Source organism: Bradyrhizobium sp., assembly GCF_049512235.1.
GTDB lineage: Bacteria > Pseudomonadota > Alphaproteobacteria > Rhizobiales > Xanthobacteraceae > Bradyrhizobium.
The window spans coordinates 1-16,457 of record NZ_JBEKXH010000107.1 but is presented as its reverse complement, the minus strand read 5'-3'; the positions used below and the strand labels follow the sequence as shown (position 1 = coordinate 16,457).

The 16,457-nt window shown below is 63.0% G+C and carries 11 protein-coding genes; 6 read left to right on the top strand and 5 right to left on the bottom strand.

Annotated elements, in window-relative coordinates; genetic code table 11:
• Positions 1-81: 81 nt before the first annotated feature.
• The 4 genes from ABSG20_RS12495 to ABSG20_RS12480 all read left to right on the top strand — a co-directional run bounded on the left by ABSG20_RS12495 (position 82) and on the right by ABSG20_RS12480 (position 3,910).
• Positions 82-1,089, top strand: coding sequence for an ABC transporter permease (locus ABSG20_RS12495; RefSeq protein WP_423864812.1), 1,008 nt, complete (start codon positions 82-84; stop codon positions 1,087-1,089).
• 8 nt (positions 1,090-1,097) lie between these two features.
• Positions 1,098-2,516, top strand: coding sequence for a carbohydrate kinase (locus tag ABSG20_RS12490; RefSeq protein ID WP_423864811.1), 1,419 nt, complete (start codon positions 1,098-1,100; stop codon positions 2,514-2,516).
• Positions 2,513-3,208, top strand: a complete 696-nt coding sequence (locus ABSG20_RS12485) for a class II aldolase/adducin family protein (protein ID WP_423864810.1) — start codon at positions 2,513-2,515, stop codon at positions 3,206-3,208. Before ABSG20_RS12490 ends, ABSG20_RS12485 begins: the two co-directional genes overlap by 4 nt.
• A gap of 261 nt (positions 3,209-3,469) precedes the next feature.
• Complete coding sequence (locus ABSG20_RS12480) at positions 3,470-3,910, top strand: type II toxin-antitoxin system HicB family antitoxin (RefSeq protein ID WP_490338321.1); 441 nt, start codon at positions 3,470-3,472, stop codon at positions 3,908-3,910.
• A gap of 266 nt (positions 3,911-4,176) precedes the next feature.
• On the opposite strand, the gene urtA is transcribed toward ABSG20_RS12480, so the two are convergent.
• Complete coding sequence (gene urtA / locus ABSG20_RS12475) at positions 4,177-5,466, bottom strand: urea ABC transporter substrate-binding protein (RefSeq protein WP_423864808.1); 1,290 nt, start codon at positions 5,464-5,466, stop codon at positions 4,177-4,179.
• A 410-nt stretch (positions 5,467-5,876) separates the two neighbouring features.
• Here urtA and pdxR point away from each other — a divergent pair, with 410 nt between their 5' ends.
• Both pdxR and ABSG20_RS12465 read left to right on the top strand, forming a co-directional pair.
• Positions 5,877-8,516: a MocR-like pyridoxine biosynthesis transcription factor PdxR gene (gene pdxR, locus ABSG20_RS12470; RefSeq protein WP_423864807.1), complete on the top strand. Its 2,640-nt coding sequence runs from the start codon at positions 5,877-5,879 to the stop codon at positions 8,514-8,516.
• A 381-nt stretch (positions 8,517-8,897) separates the two neighbouring features.
• Complete coding sequence (locus tag ABSG20_RS12465; RefSeq protein ID WP_423864806.1) at positions 8,898-11,078, top strand: putative bifunctional diguanylate cyclase/phosphodiesterase; 2,181 nt, start codon at positions 8,898-8,900, stop codon at positions 11,076-11,078.
• Positions 11,079-11,165: 87 nt separating this feature from the next.
• Here ABSG20_RS12465 and ABSG20_RS12460 read toward each other — a convergent pair whose 3' ends face one another.
• From ABSG20_RS12460 to ABSG20_RS12445, 4 genes are read right to left on the bottom strand one after another with little or no spacing between them, the layout of a single operon-like run.
• Positions 11,166-11,408: a hypothetical protein gene (locus ABSG20_RS12460; RefSeq protein WP_423864805.1), complete on the bottom strand. Its 243-nt coding sequence runs from the start codon at positions 11,406-11,408 to the stop codon at positions 11,166-11,168.
• A gap of 53 nt (positions 11,409-11,461) precedes the next feature.
• Entirely contained in the window at positions 11,462-12,760 is a 1,299-nt protein-coding gene (locus tag ABSG20_RS12455; protein ID WP_423864804.1) for a glycoside hydrolase family 130 protein, read from the bottom strand.
• Between the two features lie 35 nt (positions 12,761-12,795).
• Positions 12,796-15,081 (bottom strand): glycosyltransferase family 4 protein, encoded by a 2,286-nt coding sequence (locus ABSG20_RS12450; protein WP_423864803.1) that lies wholly within the window; start codon positions 15,079-15,081, stop codon positions 12,796-12,798.
• Positions 15,078-16,013 carry a class I mannose-6-phosphate isomerase gene (locus tag ABSG20_RS12445; RefSeq protein ID WP_423864802.1) on the bottom strand — a complete coding sequence of 312 codons (936 nt, stop codon included), beginning with the start codon at positions 16,011-16,013 and terminating at the stop codon, positions 15,078-15,080. The genes ABSG20_RS12450 and ABSG20_RS12445 overlap by 4 nt, the downstream gene beginning before the upstream one ends.
• Between the last annotated feature and the right edge of the window lie 444 nt (positions 16,014-16,457).

The window sequence follows — 16,457 nt, the reverse complement described above, 5'->3', positions numbered from 1 at the left end:
TTTCGTCGGGCTCGTGATCCTGATCTCGGTGTCGGTGACGGCGCGGTCGCAGCGCGAACGGCGCACCCGCAGGGTGCGGGCATGAAACAGCCGTCCGTCGCTTCGCCCGTGGCCCGCATCGGCCGCTTCCTTGCCGGCGGCACCATCGGCACGCTGACCCTGCTGCTGCTGGCGCTATGGGCGGTGTTCGCGCTCGCGATCGGCAACCGGTTCTTCTCCGCCAGCACCCTGCAATCGATGGCGTTCCAGTTGCCGGAGCTCGGCATCCTCTCGCTGGCCATGATGCTGGCGTTGCTGTCGGGCGGGCTCAACCTCTCGATCATCGCCGCCGCCAATCTGAGCGGCCTGACCATTGCCTTCCTGCTCACGCGCACCCTGCCCGGCAGCGAGGGCCTGGCCTGGGTCGGTTGGCAAGTCGCGGCGATCGCCGCCGGCTTCGCCGTCGCCGGCCTGATCGGGCTGGTCAATGGCTACGTCATCGCCTATCTCGGCGTTTCGCCTATACTCGCCACGCTTGGCACCATGACGCTGTGCAAGGGCATCAGTATCGGGCTGACCCGCGGCAACGTCATCTCGGGCTTTCCCGATCCGATCATCTTCATCGGCAACGGCACCATTTACGGCGTGCCGTTCGCGCTGGTCGTGTTCGCGCTGTGCGCGGTTCCGGTGGCGATCCTGCTCAACGCCACGCCGTTCGGGGCCAAGGTCTACATGATCGGGTCGAACGAGAAGGCGACGCGCTATTCCGGCGTCGATACCCGCGCCGTGCTGCTCAAGCTCTATGTGCTGTCGAGCCTGCTCGCCGGCGTCGCCGCCGTGGTGATGATGGCGCGGTTCAACTCCGCCAACGCGGCCTATGGCGAGAGCTATCTGCTGGTCACGATCCTGGCCGCGGTGCTTGGCGGGGTTGATCCGTTCGGCGGCTTCGGCAAGGTCGGCGGCCTGATCATGGCGCTGGTGATCCTGCAGATGATCTCGTCGGCGTTCAACCTGCTCAATCTCAGCCAGTTCCTGACGCTTTCGATCTGGGGCGGCATTCTGATCGCGGTCGCCGCCGTGCCGCATCTGCGCGGCCTGCTGCGAAGGTGAGAGGCGCGATGCAACGGGACACCGCGCCAGCCCGGATCGCCGTTCTTGACATCGGCAAGAGCAATCTCAAGCTGCTGGTCGCCAGCGATGACGGCTGGCCGATCGAGACGCTGTCGGTGCCGAACGCCGCGACTGCCTCCGGCCACTATTTGGCCTGCGATCTCGCCGCGCTCGAAGATTGGTTCCTCGATGCGCTGGCCGCGGTGGCGCGGTGTCACGCCATCGGCGCTGTGGTCGCCACCGCGCATGGCAGCGGCGCGGTGCTGGTCGAGCGCGAAACGGCGGTGCTGCCGATGATGGACTACGAGGCGGTTTCACCGCCCGAGATCGATCGCGCCTATCAAGAGCAGGCGCCGCCTTATTCGGAGGTGTTCTGCCCCATTGGTGCAGGTGCGATGCGGCTCGCCAAGCAGCTGCTCTGGCAGCAGACCGCGTTTCCGGCCGAATTTGCCCGTGCCACCGCCTATCTCACCACGGCGCAGTATGTCGCGATGCGGCTCGGTGGCCGCAAGGCGAGCGAAATCTCGCAGTTGGCGGCGCAGGGCCATATCTGGGATGCGGTCGGGCAGCAGCCCTCTTCGATCATGCGCAGGCGCGGCTGGGACCGGCTGTTGCCGCCGCGCGCGGTGGCCGGAGCGGTGCTGGGCACGGTGTCCGAGGAGGTGATCCGCCGCACCGGGCTGTCGCCCGCGACCGAAATCCTCTGCGGGGCGCATGATTCGAATGCCAATCTGTTCCGCTACAAGGCGGCGGGGATGGGCGAGGCCTCGATCCTGTCGACCGGCACCTGGATGATCGGCTTCCAGCGCGGGCTCGATCCTGTTCAACTCGACGGCGAGAGGGCGATGGTGCTGAACGTCGATGTCGATGGCGACCAGGTGCCGTCGACGCTGACCATGACCGGCCGCGAATATGACCTGATCCGGCGCGACCATCGCGCTGACGATGCGGCAGTGCTGGCCGCGATCGGCAAGCTTGCCGCGCAGCGAACGCTGGCGCTGCCCTCCTTCGCCGGCGATGACGGGCTGTTCCCCGGCGCCGGTGGGCGCGGCCGCATCATCGGCCCGGCCCCGCAAGGGCCGGCGGAATGGCAGGCGCTGGCGGTGCTCTACGCGGCCTTTACCGCCAGCCATTGCCTGGATGCGCTGGCAAGCCAGGGGCGCGTCATTATCGATGGCGGGTTCGCCACGAATGTGCCATTCGCTCGGACGCTGGCAGCGTTGCGGCCGGGCCAGCGCGTGTCGGCGAGCCGGTCGCGCGACGGCACCGCGCTCGGCGCGGCGCTGCTGTGGAAGCGGTTTTCGCGGGCAACGCCGGTCGCAAGCGTCGTGCTCGACGATATCGTCGGGCTCGACGGCAAAGAAAAGCGCGTGGCGCTGCTCGATGCCTATCAATCCTGGATCGTCCAATCGGAGCCACCCTCATGACCAGCGACAGCCACGCCGATCTTCGCCAGGGCATCGTCGATACCTGCCGGGAGATGAACCGAAATGGCCTCAACCAGGGCACCTCGGGCAATCTCTCGCACCGCATTGCCGGCGGCATGCTGATCACGCCGACCTCGCTGCCCTACGAGCGGATGAGCGCGGACGACATCGTCGCGATGGATTTTTCCGCCGAATATGCCGGCAATCACCGGCCCTCGTCGGAGTGGCGCTTCCATCGCGACATCCTGAAGGCGCGGGAGGATGTCAACGTGGTGCTGCATACGCACTCCACCTTCTCCACCATCCTCGCCGTGCACGAGCGCGCCATCCCCTGCTTCCACTACATGGTCGCGGTCGCCGGCGGCAACGACATCCGCTGCGCGCCCTATGCCTGTTTCGGCACCCAGGCGCTGTCAGACCATGCGCTCGAAGCGCTTGATGGGCGCCAGGCCTGCCTGCTCGGCCATCACGGGCTGATCGTCATCGCTGCGAGTTTCGAGAAGGCGCTCTGGCTCGCGGTCGAAGTCGAGACGTTGGCCAGGATGTACGTCCACGCGCTGGCGATCGGCGAACCGCCGCGGCTGACCGAGGCCGAGATGGCGCAGGTCCACGAGCAGATGCGCCGCATGGGCTACGGCCAGGCCCCGGATCTCGAGGGCGTCGGCGACGTGCCGCGGCTGAAACCGATCTGAGGGGAAGGGAGGACAGATTGGTCGAACCAACTCCGGAACTGGTCTTAGTTTAAGCAACGGTGAATGCATCCTACGCCAGCGCGTAGGAGGGGTGGAGCGAAGCGATACCCATCAATTGCAGTTTGCGAAGATGATGGGTTTCGCGAAGGGCTCAACCCATCCTACGTGCTAAGAAGGAGATCGGTCCCGGCCTCCTCAATGCGATGCTCGACCAGTTGGGCCTGACCAAAGACGACTTGGAGGAGTGATCATGGCGTTCGGATATCGATAGACGCTGGAGCGGCAGGAGAATGGTGGTGGCTTGTTCGCTTTCCCGGAATTCCGGAGGCGCTGACCGAAGGCGAGACCGAAGAGCAGGCAAGGGCAAACGCCCGCGACTGCGTCATTTCGGCTCTTGAAGGATACATGAAGGCCGGAAAGCCGCTGCCTAGGGACGGCGCGGGACATTCGGGACGACCCGATCGTGCAGTGCTGCCGTCGCTCGTGACCGCGAAGCTGGCCGTTTACGAGACAATGCGCACACACGGCTGGTCCAAGGTCAAGCTCGCCAAGGAGCTTGGCATGTCCGAAAACTCCGTGCGCAGGCTGCTCGACCTGCATCACAGTTCGCAAATGTGGATAATCGACGAGGCACTGGCGAAGATGAATACGGAGCTATCGGTCGATTTGCCGAAGGTACAGCCCAGCGGAAGGGCGGCGTGAGGCCACCAAACAATACCGTAGGACGCCCCAAGATAATGAGCAGCAGATGGATGGTTCGGCGGCAAGCAGATTGGCGATGGCTTCGGCCGCCTTCTTCGCCGCATCGAGCCCAAAAACGGCGGGTTTCGGCGTGCCCAGTTCTGTACCGAAATCTTCCGGCCGACGCGACGTGAGCGTCGAAACTCTGCTCAAGGCTTATCCGGTTACGCCGACAATGTCGGCGTAACCGGACTGGCACCGCAGGCTCACCAGCGAAGCGCGGGAGATCAGTTCGTTGCGAACCGCGGTGAGGTGCAGCCGCCACAGACCCACGGCCAGGACCAGTCGGCAACCTTGCCCTTGTTGGCCTCGACATAGGGGCTCCACGCCCGGGGCGGCAAGGCCTTGCTCTTGTAGACGATGCTGAACTGGCCGTCGGCCTGGATCTCGCCGATCATGACCGGCTTGGCCATGTGGTGATTGCTGCCCATCACGACTTCGAAGCCCGACGGCGACTTGACTTTCTGGCCGATCATGGCCTGACGCACCGCCTCGACATCGGTGGTGCCGGCCTGCTGCACCGCCTGGACCCACATATGGAACAGGATATAGGCCGACTCCATCGGATCGTTGGTGACGCGTTTGGGGTTCTTGGTGTAGGCGCGCCACTTGGCGATGAACGCCTTGTTCTCGGGCGTGTTGACCGACTGGAAGTAGCTCCAGGCCGCAAGGTGCCCGACCAGAGGCTTGGTGTCGAGGCCCGCCAGTTCTTCCTCGCCGACCGAGAACGCGATCACCGGAATGTCGGTAGCCTTGACGCCCTGATTGCCGAGCTCCTTGTAGAACGGCACGTTGGCATCGCCATTGATGGTCGAGACCACGGCCGTCTTCCTGCCGGACGAGCCGAACTTCTTGATCGCCGCCACTTCGGTCTGCCAGTCGGAGAAGCCGAACGGGGTGTAGTTCTCCATGATATCTTCATCCTTGACGCCCTTGGTCTTGAGGAAGGCGCGGATGATCTTGTTGCTGGTGCGGGGATAGACATAGTCGGTGCCTTCCAGCACGAAGCGCTTCACCTCGCCGCCTTCCTTGCTCATGAGATATTCGACTGCCGGCACGGCCTTGTTGTCGGGCACCGAGCTGCCATAAAAGATATTGTAGGAGGCTTCCTCGCCTTCATATTCGAGCGGATAGAACAAAAGCCCGTCGAGCTCCTCGAACACCGGCAGCACCGACTTGCGCGACACCGACGTCCAGCAGCCGAACACGGCGGCGACCTTGTCCTTGGTAAGCAGCTCGCGGGCTTTTTCGGCGAACAGCGGCCAGTTCGAGGCGGGGTCGACGACGACAGGCTCGATCTGCCTGCCGAGCAGTCCACCCTTGGCATTGACGTCTGCGACCTCCATCAGCATCAGGTCCTTCAGGATCGTTTCGCTGATCGCCATTGTGCCCGACAGCGAATGAAGGATGCCGATCTTGATGGGTTCTTCGGCTCTCGCGCTGTTCGCGCCGGATCCGAGAAAGAGGGCGACAAGGGCGGCCGCGGCGGATCGCCAGCGGAATAGTGCGGTGCTCATAGGTTCTCCTTTTGGTTCGATTCCCGGGAGCATCGCGACGCGGCTCCCACTTGCGTTCAGTCAGTGCGGCAACGCTCGCACGGAGCAAAGCGCTGCAAGGAGAGCCGCTGGTGGAAAATGCGATGGCTCCATCCGCTGGCTTTCCGATAGGCGCGCGATCTCGGGGGTTGCTCAGGAGATAGACGGCCAGGCAGGCTTTCGGGCAGAACCTGCATGGGCTCTGGGCAGCCTCGCGGACGGATTGCAGCGCGTAGGTCCAGTTACTGGCAAAGCGAGGGAGCCAGTTGGAAAAGTGCGGAAAATCGGCTGACACGGCGGAAAATCGCGCCAAAATCGAAGCACTGGACCCATCAACTGGCCCAGCCCTTGCTCCGTCCTTGGTTCAGGGAAGCTTAACCGCACGGCGCAACATGCAGATTTCCGTTCTCCTCGATCGGACACGGCCGGAATCGCTGACGACGCAGATGGTCGACCAGATCCGCGAGGCGATCCGCTGCGCGCGCATTGCACCGGGCACGCGCCTGCCGTCGTCGCGCCGGCTGTCCGAGCAATTGGCTATATCCCGCAACACCGTGGTTCGCGCCTATGACCTGTTGCTGATGGAAGGCATCGTCGAATCGCGCCCGGCGTCGGGGATCTATGTCGCCGAACCGTCGCCGAGCCATTCTGCGCCAGTTCGCCCGACCTTCGATACCGGCGATCGCGTGGTGCGGACGCGCATGCCAATGCCGTTACGTCACGCCCGCGCGCAGAACTCGCCGCATCTCAACCACAGCCGCCTGCTCTACGATTTCTTTCCGGGCCGCCCCAGCGCCGATATGTTTCCGCTGAAGACCTGGCGCCGCCTGTTGCAAGGCAATCTCTCGCATGGCGGCGCTGCCGGTCTCACGCAATATGGCGAACCGGCGGGGCTTCCGGCGCTGCGCACCGCGATCGCCAATCATCTCGCGGTTGCGCGCGGCATCGTGGCCGATCCAAGCCGCATCGTCATCGTGTCCGGCATCCAGGAGGCGCTGACGCTGACGGCGCGGCTCTACTTGGCGCGCGGCGCGCTCAGCGCCGTCGAGGATCCCTGCTACCGCGGCGCCGCGCTTGCCTTTGACGCCACGGGTGCCGAGGTTGCGAGCGTCGCCGTCGATCAGGACGGGTTGATCCCCGATGAGCTGCCGCAGCGCACGGCCTCACTGCTCTATACCACGCCCTCGCATCAGTATCCGACCGGCGCCACGCTGTCGGCGACACGGCGCAGCGAGGTGATCGACTGGGCCCGCCGCCATGGCTGCTATATCATCGAGGACGACTATGATTGCGATATCCGCTACCAGGGTTCGCACCTTCCGCCGCTGGCGGCGCTGGCGCCCGACTGCACCATTTACGTGGGCACCTTCTCCAAATCGCTCGGCGCCGGGTTGCGGCTCGGGTACATGGTCGTGCCCGAACATATTGCCGCAGCGGTTTGTGTCGAGAAATCCCTCCTCAACAACGGTAACCCCTGGCTGGAGCAGGCGACGCTGGCCGACTTCATGCATAATGGCAGCTATGCAACTCACCTGCTGCGCGTTCGCTCGCATCACAGAGATAACCGTGACTGCCTGGTCGCCGCGCTACGCCGCAGCTTCGGCGAGGTTGTCGTCGATGGTCTGGCGGGAGGGCTGCATGTGCTCTGGCATCTGCCGCCGGGAATTCCGGACGCCGTGACGGTCGAGGCGCTGGCCCGGGACGCGCGGGTCGGCGTTTATTCATTGGCCTCGGCGCGCGTGCATTTTCAGCGAAAAACCGCGCTGACCGGCCGCGCCATCATTCTTGGTTATGCCGCGTTGTCGCAAAAGCAGATCGAGAAGGGTATCGCGCGGCTGTCGGACGCGATCGACGACGCCATCGATGATCCCTCAACCGACATGACCGCCCTGTTCTCGGACCAGTTTGCTCCAAAGTTCGCCGCCGCGGCTCCGAAGCATCATCTGGCTCCACGACTTCGGCGGCAACCGGCTCTACGCTATCGGCCGCTTCATCGGGCATTTTCGCATGAGATCATCGTGCGACAGGGTGGCGATCCGATGCCCGTTCTGAAAAACATCTATCGTTATCCGATCAAGGGTTTGACGGCGCAGCCGTTGCTGAGCGTCGAACTGCAGGCCAAAAAGCCGTTGCCGCACGATCGCGTCTTCGCGCTGGTGCGTCCCGGGGCCCCGTTCGACACCAGCCAGCCGAAATGGGGCAAGAAGGGATTGTTCGTGATGCTGATGCTGGAGGAAGCATTGGCGCGGGTCCGGACCACGCTCGAGGTGGAGACCTCGAGACTGACGATAACGCAGGGCAATCGTCAGCTCCTCGTGGCCGATCTGGATGACGAAGCGGCGCGCGCCAAAGTCGAGGAGATCTTCTGGCAGCTGGTTCCGGCCTTGCGCAGTGCGCCGACCCTGGTGCGCTCGCGCGACGGACATTTCATGGACAAGCCGGACAATGTCATCTCGCTGATCAATCTGGCGACGCTGCGCAGCCTCGAGGCGCAATGGGGCATCAAGATCGATCCCTTGCGTTTTCGCGCCAATCTCTACATCGACGGCGCGGCTCCTTGGGAAGAGTTCGATTGGGTCGGCAGCGACATCCGGATCGGCGACGGGCTGTTTCGCGTTGACCGGCGCAACGGCCGCTGCGGCGCCACCAACGTCGACCCTGAAACCGGCCGCCGCGACCTCGACATTCCCGGCTCGCTGCGGGCGGCCTTCGGACACAAGGAACTCGGCATCTACCTCGTGGCCAGGGAAAACGCGAAGCTGAGCGTCGGCGACCCCTTGGTGACGCCGGCGCCGGCCGGCATGGCTGTTGTCGCAAGAGCCCCGGCGATACGACCTGCGAGCCGCCAGATGTTCATGTGCGGTGGATGCTATTTCATCTACGATCAGGCCACCGGCTCGCCCGATCAGCTGATTGCTGCCGGCACCCCGTTCGCGGCGATACCCTCGAACTGGCGCTGCCCGGATTGCGGAACCGACAAATCAACCTTCCGGCCCCATGTCGAGGCGCCGCGCGCTCACCGTACAATTTAGGATGAGCGGGGCCTGATCAGTTGTAGGATGGGGTAGAGTGACCAGATCGGACGCATGTCCGCACTGGTCGCGAAACCCATCGCAGCGGCGGAATTGGTGGGTTTCGCGAAGAGCTCAACCCACCCTACGCTGACGACCAACGTTTTCCCTAGCCGCCGGCGCGGGATATCCACGTCTCCTTAACGTAACGCGTTGCATCGTACGAAGTTAACCGATGAACTGCTACGTTGAACTACGGAGCGCGAGAAGTTGGCCTCTGCAATAATTGACGCGGAAGTGAAGGGCGCTGCGACTGGCAGCGCCCCACGCTCTGATCGGCTAGCCGACGGATACGAGTTCGCTTTTCGGCGAAAATTGCGATGGGTCACGCTCTCCCTGCTGATGATCAATGTTCTGATCGGCCTGTTTGCGCGCGACCAGCAGCATGCCATCATCGACTATGCCCTGAACGTATATGACAGGGTGTTCACCTCCACCAACTCTGTCAGCCTGGCGCAGATATCGTTTCAAGGATATGTCGACGAACGTTATCGCTCCACGGCAGCAATGCAGACCGCCGCACTGCTGGATGATGTCCTGAACGATATGGATGTCGCCATCGAAAGGTCGATTTCTCCGAGCACGCGCGCCGAGGGGCTGGAAATCAAAGCGATGATTGCCAGGCTGGCTGCAGTGGATACCCCGGAGCTGGAGACCCCGATAACTGATATTAAAAAAAGGATGGCGCTGCTGCACGAAAGGAATTCGAACTCCAGCCTGCAGGCGCGGGACAACGTCGAGCAATTGTCGATCAGGTCCGATCTGCTGCTGCTGGCTTCGATCCTCACCAGCATCGGGCTGGCCGCGCTGGTGCTGCTGATGATCCACCGCATGATCAGGTTGTGGAGCAAGCGATCGAGCGACCATCTCTTCGGTGCCCTCGAGGGCATGCCGCAGGGGCTCAGTCTGTTCGATGGCGACCAGAACCTGATCGCCTGCAATTCAAGATATGCCGAGATGTACGGGCTGCCTCCAGAGCTGACCCGGCGGGGTACCCTGCTGCGAACCATTCTGGAGCATCGGGTGAGTAACGGGACATCTCCGGCCGGCGACGAGAATTTTGTTGAACGGTCGCTGGCTTCGCCGCACGTTACAGGTACGGAAGACTATCAATTGCAGGATGGTCGCATCATTTCATTGCTCAAGGCGCCGCTGAATACCGGCGGGAGGGTCACCATCCACTTGGATGTAACCGAGAAGCGCGACACAGAAAAGCGGATCGCGTATCTGGCGCATCACGATGCACTGACCGGATTGGCCAATCGCGTTCAATTGCGAGAGCATCTCGAAAGAACCCTGGAAGGTTTGAACCCCGGCGGGCGGGCGTCCGTGTTTTGCGTGGATCTCGATCACTTCAAGAGTGTCAACGATACGCTGGGGCACGCCGTCGGGGATACGTTGCTGCGTGCGGTTTCCGAGCGGTTGCACGATCTGGTGGGCGAGGGCGGCTTGATTTCACGGACCGGTGGCGACGAGTTCGCGATCGTGCAGTCCGGCGCGGAGGCTCCGATGGAGGCCGCCGCCGCCCTGGCGGCACGCATCGTCGAAGCCTTGAGCATGCCGTTCGAACTCGGGGACCACGATGTCGTGATTGGCGCGAGTGTTGGGATCGCGGTGGCACCCGATGACGGCGACAATGCGGACCAACTCCTGAAGAGCGCCGACCTGGCATTGTACCGGGCAAAAGATGAGGGCCGTTCAGGATTTCATTTCTTCGAAACGGAAATGGACGTCAAGGCCCAGGCCCGGCGCGTCCTTGAAATTGACCTTCGCAAAGCCCTCTCCACCGGGGAGTTCGAGTTGTATTACCAGCCGATCGTCAATCTCGCAGACGACCGGGTCAGCGGATTTGAAGCGTTGCTGCGGTGGAACCATCCGACGCGCGGCAAGGTTCCGCCGGACGAATTCATCCCGGTGGCTGAGCAGACCGGGCTCATTGTTGCCATCGGCGAGTGGGTGATCCGGCAGGCCTGTGCCGAGGCCGCGACATGGCCATCCGATCTGCGGGTGGCGGTCAATGTTTCGCCGTTGCAATTCCGCCGTATCAACCTGGTTTCCACGGTGGTGTCCGCCCTGGCGACCTCCGGACTGCGGCCGGATCAGTTGGAGATTGAAATCACCGAGAACGTTTTGATGCATGATGATGTACGGACGATGGCGGTGTTGCAGCAGCTGCACGGCCTCGGTGTCAGGATATCGATGGATGACTTCGGCACCGGCTATTCGTCGTTGAGCTATCTGCGCAGCTTCCCGTTCGACAAGATCAAGATCGACCAGAGCTTTGTCCGGGACCTGATCGACAGGCCCGACTCCATCGCCATCATTCGCGCCGTCGCCGCGCTCGGCTTGAGCTTTGGCATGTGCACATTGGCCGAAGGCGTCGAAACCCAGGAGCAGCTGGACAAGATGCGCGCGGAGGGGTGCACCGAGGTGCAAGGATACTTCTTTAGCAAGCCGGTGCCCGCCGGCGAGATTGCCCGGCTGCTGAACGGATTCAAGCAACGCGAGCGGGCGGTGGCGTAGCCGCCGGCTGGTCTCGGCCGGCCTTCCTGGTGCGGATCATCGCGTTCTGCGCGGCAGGGACGTTCGGGGATTCTGCCGCAATGGAGCTCAGTCGAAGGCTGCCGGAAGCTGGCCGTTCCGAAAAATGACCGTGGGCTCATCGTCGTAGTCGCCCATCTCGGGATCGCCTGTCGATGAAAAGGCGACGACACCGAGTTTGCTCGATGCCAGTCTTTCCGCCGTTCGCAGCGCGCCGGTCGCCGATTTGCACGCGATCGGAACATCGGCTTTGAGATTTCCGCCTCTGCCGGCATTGAATGACTGCACGAAGTAGCTGGTCTCGCGGGCCATGAAATCATCTCTCCTCAACCGGGGTGGTTCGGCGCCCGACGTTTAGATCGCGATCAACTTTTCATCGCCTGCAGCAGCGCCGGGATCCTGATGGTGGCGAAATTGGAGAAGGTGTCCGACACCGCGTAGGGCAAAATGATCTGGTCGTCGTGCCTGATGGCGCCGCAGGTATAGACGACGTTGGGCACGTAGCCTTCGCGCTCGGATGGTTCGGGGCGCAACAGCGGCTCGCGCGAGCGCGCCAGCACCTTGGAGGGATCGCGCTTGTCGAGCAGCGCGGCGCCGATCGAGTATTTGCGGACCGGGCCGACGCCGTGCGTCAGCAGCAGCCAACCTTCGTCGAGTTCGATCGGCGACCCGCAATTGCCGATCTGGACGAACTCCCAGGGAAATTCCGGCTTCAGAATTGCCTGGCCGCCGTCCCACGTGTACAGGTCGTCCGAATAGATCAGATAAAGGTTCTCGTTATCCTGCCGCGCGATCATGGCGTATCGGCCGCCGATCTTGCGCGGGAACAGCGCCATGCCCTTGTTCCGTGCCGCAGCCCCTCGCAACGGCGTCATCCGGAAGGACATGAAATCGCTGGTCTCGATCAGTTCCGAACGGATCGCCTGCCCGCTATAGGCGGTGAAGGTCGCGTAATAGGTCTTCCGGCCGCCGTCGCTGAATTCGACAAAGCGCGCGTCCTCGATGCCGTTCGATTGCGATTCGGTGACCGGAAATATGACGCGCTCGCTCAGTTCTTCCTCGGGATTGAAAGCCAACTCGATACGGTCGCCATCCGGTCCGGCTACGCGGCGGCTGATCCGGGGGCTCGAGGCGAGACGAGCCGTCGGATCAACGGTCAGGCTGCCATCGGCTGCGATGGTACCGGCCCGAAATGTCAGCGACGACACGTGCCCTTCGCCGGTGGCTCGAAGGCTGAGAATAAAGCGCAGGCCGCCTTCCGGCGCGCCGGACTGGTCGGGGTGCGGAACGATGCTGGGGTTGAACAAGGCCGAGGCTTCGAACGAATATTCGTGGAGAAAATAGGCGCCGATCAGCTGGCGCTGGTTGTTGGAAAAGCTGCCGTGCTCCGCCAACGCCTGTTCCATGACGTCGGCTCGCGACTCGAACGTCTCCAGCAGGTTGCGATGCCGGCCCTGGAAATTTTCCAGTACGTCGGCGAGCTGGCTGGCGACGGTCTCGGCATCGAGCGCGAGGACGCGGTCGACGATGTGGTTGGCCCGCGTCTTGTCGGTCGGGTTGAGATCGCGCGGTTCGGTCGCCGGCTTGAACGGGCGCACGATCACCCGCGCTGGATCGGGACGCAGATAAAGCGCGCGTCGGTTCAGGAAGGTGGTTTCCGGCAAGGTATCCTCGGGTCGCTGGAGCAAAACGGACGAACTCAAACGCCGACGGTTCGAAGCGCCGCGGTCTTTGCCTGGCCAGTGTTGACGCGCACAAGCTGCCGAATCTCTGCGAGCGCCAGCAGATAGGATAAGACCGACTCAGCCCCGCGATTCTCATTAGCACGATCGGGATGCAATCCATCGCGACAACTGCCGGTATGCGGATCGACCAGCGCAATGGACAGGTCGTTGCTGCCGAGGAACCAGCCGAAGGCGCGCCTTGCCATGACTGTCCACTCCGCGTCGCCCTCCGCCCGCCAAGCCGTGAGGCAGGCCGCGATCGAGGCCGTGGCTTCCACCGGCTGTTGATCAAAGGGACGGGGAGGCTGTCGGCGTTCGCCGAAGCCCGCGGTGCCGACCGGCCGGAAATGACCAAGCGAAGTCGTTTGCTGCGTCATCAGCCAGCGCAGCGACCTCAATCCGGCATCGACGTAGCGAGGCGTTTGCGTCGCCATGCCGGTCACGATCAAGGCTTGTGGCAGGCGTGCGTTGTCGTAAGCCAGCCCGTCCTCGAACCACACCCAGGCGGGCGTCTCGACCGATGCGAACATGGTCATCAGCCTGTCGGCAAGAACGCGGCGGATTGCCCCGGCATGAAGATCATCGGGAATCGTCGTGCAATAAGCGTCCAGGCCCAACAGCGTGAATGCCCATGCGCGGGGCGAACGAAATGCCTCCGCGGTGGGAAATGCCATGGCAAACAAGGATGTTGCCCATGATCTTCGCGACGCACTGGAGTCTTTGCGGCCGCACTCGCCCAAGGCCCAGAGCGTTCGCCCGTGACTGTCTTCGGAACCTCGGTCTTCGAGCCAAATGCGGCTGAAGGCCATGAAGTTGCGAAATCTTCCGGTGTCGGGATTCCATGCATGCTGCACAAAGGCGGCGAAGCGGGCTGTCAGAACTTCCGCCAGCGGCTGTTCGCCCGGATTGTTGAGGGCGCAGGCCAATAGCAATGCGCGCGCGTTGTCATCCACGCAATAACCGTGCGCGCGATCCGGTACCGAATGCACCGCGTGCTGAAACAGGCCGGTATCGTCGCACATCGACAGCAAATGGCCGATTTGCATGTCGGGCGCCACCGGACCGCGCGGCTCGGGCGAGGCCGTGTCGCGGCGCGCGACGACCTTGAGCGCGTGACCGTGCCGCGCCTGCTCGAAGGCGGACACATAATGCTCGGCGGCGCGTTGCCATGTCATTGTTCGGCTGTCCGCATAGGCGCGCCGGCACATCGCCTGCCGGCGGCCATCGTCCGTGAGCAGTTCCGCGATTTCGCTGCCGATCGCCGCCGGGTCGCCGAAAGGCACCAGAACGCCGCGTCCATCGGCCAGCAATTCGCACGCGTGCCAGTACGGCGTCGAGACCACCGGCTTGCCCAGTCCGAAGCTGTAGGCCAACGTTCCCGACGTCATCTGCGCTTCGTTGAGATAGGGCGTGACATAGACGTCGCACATCGAGATGAATTCGAGCAGCGTGGCCTGATCGACGAAGCGGTCAAGCAGCACCACGTTGTCTTCGATACCAAGCTCGCGCGCCCGCGCCAGCAGGCCTTGGCGATAGGCCTCGCCCTGGTCGCGAACCAGATTGGGATGGGTGGCGCCGAGTACGACATAGACCGCATCCGAGCGGCGCCGCAGAATCGACGGCATGGCGTCGATCATGACTTCGATGCCCTTGTTGGGGGACAAAAGGCCGAATGTCAGAATGACCGGCTTGCCGGCAAATCCGAGCTTGGTCTTCGCCGCATCGGGCCCGACAAAGGCGGCGTCAGGAATGCCGTGGGCAATGAGCTCGATCTTGTCGTCCGGTACACGATAGACGCTTCGGAGCAGCTCGCGGGCCTTTTCGGCCATCACCACGATCTTTGTCGACGCCTCGACGATGTCGTTCAGCACCGCGCGCTGGACCCTGCTCGGCTTGGCCAACACGGTGTGCAGCGTGGTAACGACCGGCATGGTGAGGCGCGACAACAGCGCGAGAATGTAGGCGCCGGCTTCTCCGCCAAAAATCCCGAATTCGTGCTGCAGGCAAACCGTGTCGAAACGGCCGGCGTTCAGGAAGTCCGCCGCGCGCGCATACTCTTCGAGGTTGTCGTCCTTGATCTGCAAAGCGACGGACGAGGGATAGTCATAGGCACGGCCATGGTCCGTCATCGCCACGATGCAGGTTTCCGGACCCGAGCGCGAACTTGATATCGCCTGCTGCAGATCGGTCGTGAAGGTTGCTATGCCGCAGCGCCGGGGAAGCGAATTGCCGATGAAGGCGATGCGACGAAGCGCCGTCATGTCCGGACCTCGACAATCTCGTTTGATTCAACGGCGTGCGCGGCGGACGGGTCGGCAGCTCCGGCCACGCGCGCTCCGCCATTTTTCAGCACCGACATAACGGGATCCGGTCCCGGATAGGCGATCAGGCCGCTCATGCCGTCCGGGCCAACCTCGATGCCGGTACGGTCGGCATCCATATAGATGGCGTCACCGATCGTCGCATTCGTCATCCCGATGCGGGCGTGGCCCTTGATCACAAGGACCCAGGTTTCCCGATCGGCATTGAGTGCCCAATTCGAATTGGCCTCGAGGTCGATGCGTTCGAGGACGAAATGCGGACTTGCGATCAGGACCGTTCGGGCGATGCTGAGACGGTGTGGGGCGGATTGAGGTTGCGCCGGCCCTGCGTCAGAAACCGCGACGGCGCTGTCTTCGTGCAGCGTGCGCTGCCGGCCATGGTCGAACAGGCGGTATGTCGCGTCGCTACGCTGCTGTATCTCGGCAAGCACGATGCCGGCGCCGATGGCATGTATCGTGCCGGCGGGGACGAAGATGGTGTCGCCCTTCGCGACCGAACGCCAGTGAATGAGCCCAGCGATCGAACCGTCCTTGATCGATGCGCGCAATTCCTCGGGCGTGAGAGCTTGTTTCAATCCAAGGGCAACCCGCGCCTCCGGCGTTGCCGAAAGGATGTACCATGCTTCGGTCTTGCCGTTCGATAGGCCGGTGGAGCGCGCAAATGCATCGTCGGGATGAACCTGGATCGACAATGGCTCGCTGGTGAACAGCAACTTGAGCAGCAATGCCGGGTCTGCCGCATCCTTGTCGTTGCGCTGAAACCACAATTCGCCGACGGCGTCAGCAGAACCGTCAATGCTGCTCCAGGGATAGAGATCGGCGACCCCCCAAGGCTTGCGCGCGACCTGCACCGAGGCATGTTCGATGGTCATAGACTGTCCTGACCGGTCAGGCGCATACCAAATGATATGCCGCTGGCCGATACCGTTGATAAGATTTGGCGGTGGCTAAGGCGTCGCGCCTTCCCGATCGCCGTCGCCGCGATCCAATTGCGCCAGCTGCTCAGATGGCTACTCCGGCGCCCAATAACAACCTGTGCGCGGTCAGATAAGCCATCGCGCCCCGCATTAATAGTCGACAATCGGGGCGTATTGGAGCCGCAACTTGCGATGGGAACCAGGACGTGGCTGAAGCCCGCGCGGTCGATATGTAAGGTCGTCCCTGCTTCCACCGTCATTGCGAGGAGCCCTTGCGACGAAGCAATCCATAGCGCGGCGCACGCGGCTGCGGATTGCTTCGCTCACCGGACGGCGCCTTGCGCCGAGCCGGTGGCTCGCAATGACGGCTTGAAAATCCCTATTTCATTGGCGGCATTT

Excerpts from the sequence above, each read along its gene's own strand:
- ABSG20_RS12495 (WP_423864812.1), top strand. The coding sequence starts at position 82 with ATGAAACAGCCGTCCGTCGCTTCGCCCGTGGCCCGCATCGGCCGCTTC.
- ABSG20_RS12490 (WP_423864811.1), top strand. The coding sequence starts at position 1,098 with ATGCAACGGGACACCGCGCCAGCCCGGATCGCCGTTCTTGACATCGGC.
- ABSG20_RS12485 (WP_423864810.1), top strand. The coding sequence starts at position 2,513 with ATGACCAGCGACAGCCACGCCGATCTTCGCCAGGGCATCGTCGATACC.
- urtA (WP_423864808.1), bottom strand. The coding sequence starts at position 5,466 with ATGAGCACCGCACTATTCCGCTGGCGATCCGCCGCGGCCGCCCTTGTC.
- pdxR (WP_423864807.1), top strand. The coding sequence starts at position 5,877 with ATGCAGATTTCCGTTCTCCTCGATCGGACACGGCCGGAATCGCTGACG.
- ABSG20_RS12465 (WP_423864806.1), top strand. The coding sequence starts at position 8,898 with ATGATCAATGTTCTGATCGGCCTGTTTGCGCGCGACCAGCAGCATGCC.
- ABSG20_RS12460 (WP_423864805.1), bottom strand. The coding sequence starts at position 11,408 with ATGGCCCGCGAGACCAGCTACTTCGTGCAGTCATTCAATGCCGGCAGA.
- ABSG20_RS12450 (WP_423864803.1), bottom strand. The coding sequence starts at position 15,081 with ATGACGGCGCTTCGTCGCATCGCCTTCATCGGCAATTCGCTTCCCCGG.
- ABSG20_RS12445 (WP_423864802.1), bottom strand. The coding sequence starts at position 16,013 with ATGACCATCGAACATGCCTCGGTGCAGGTCGCGCGCAAGCCTTGGGGG.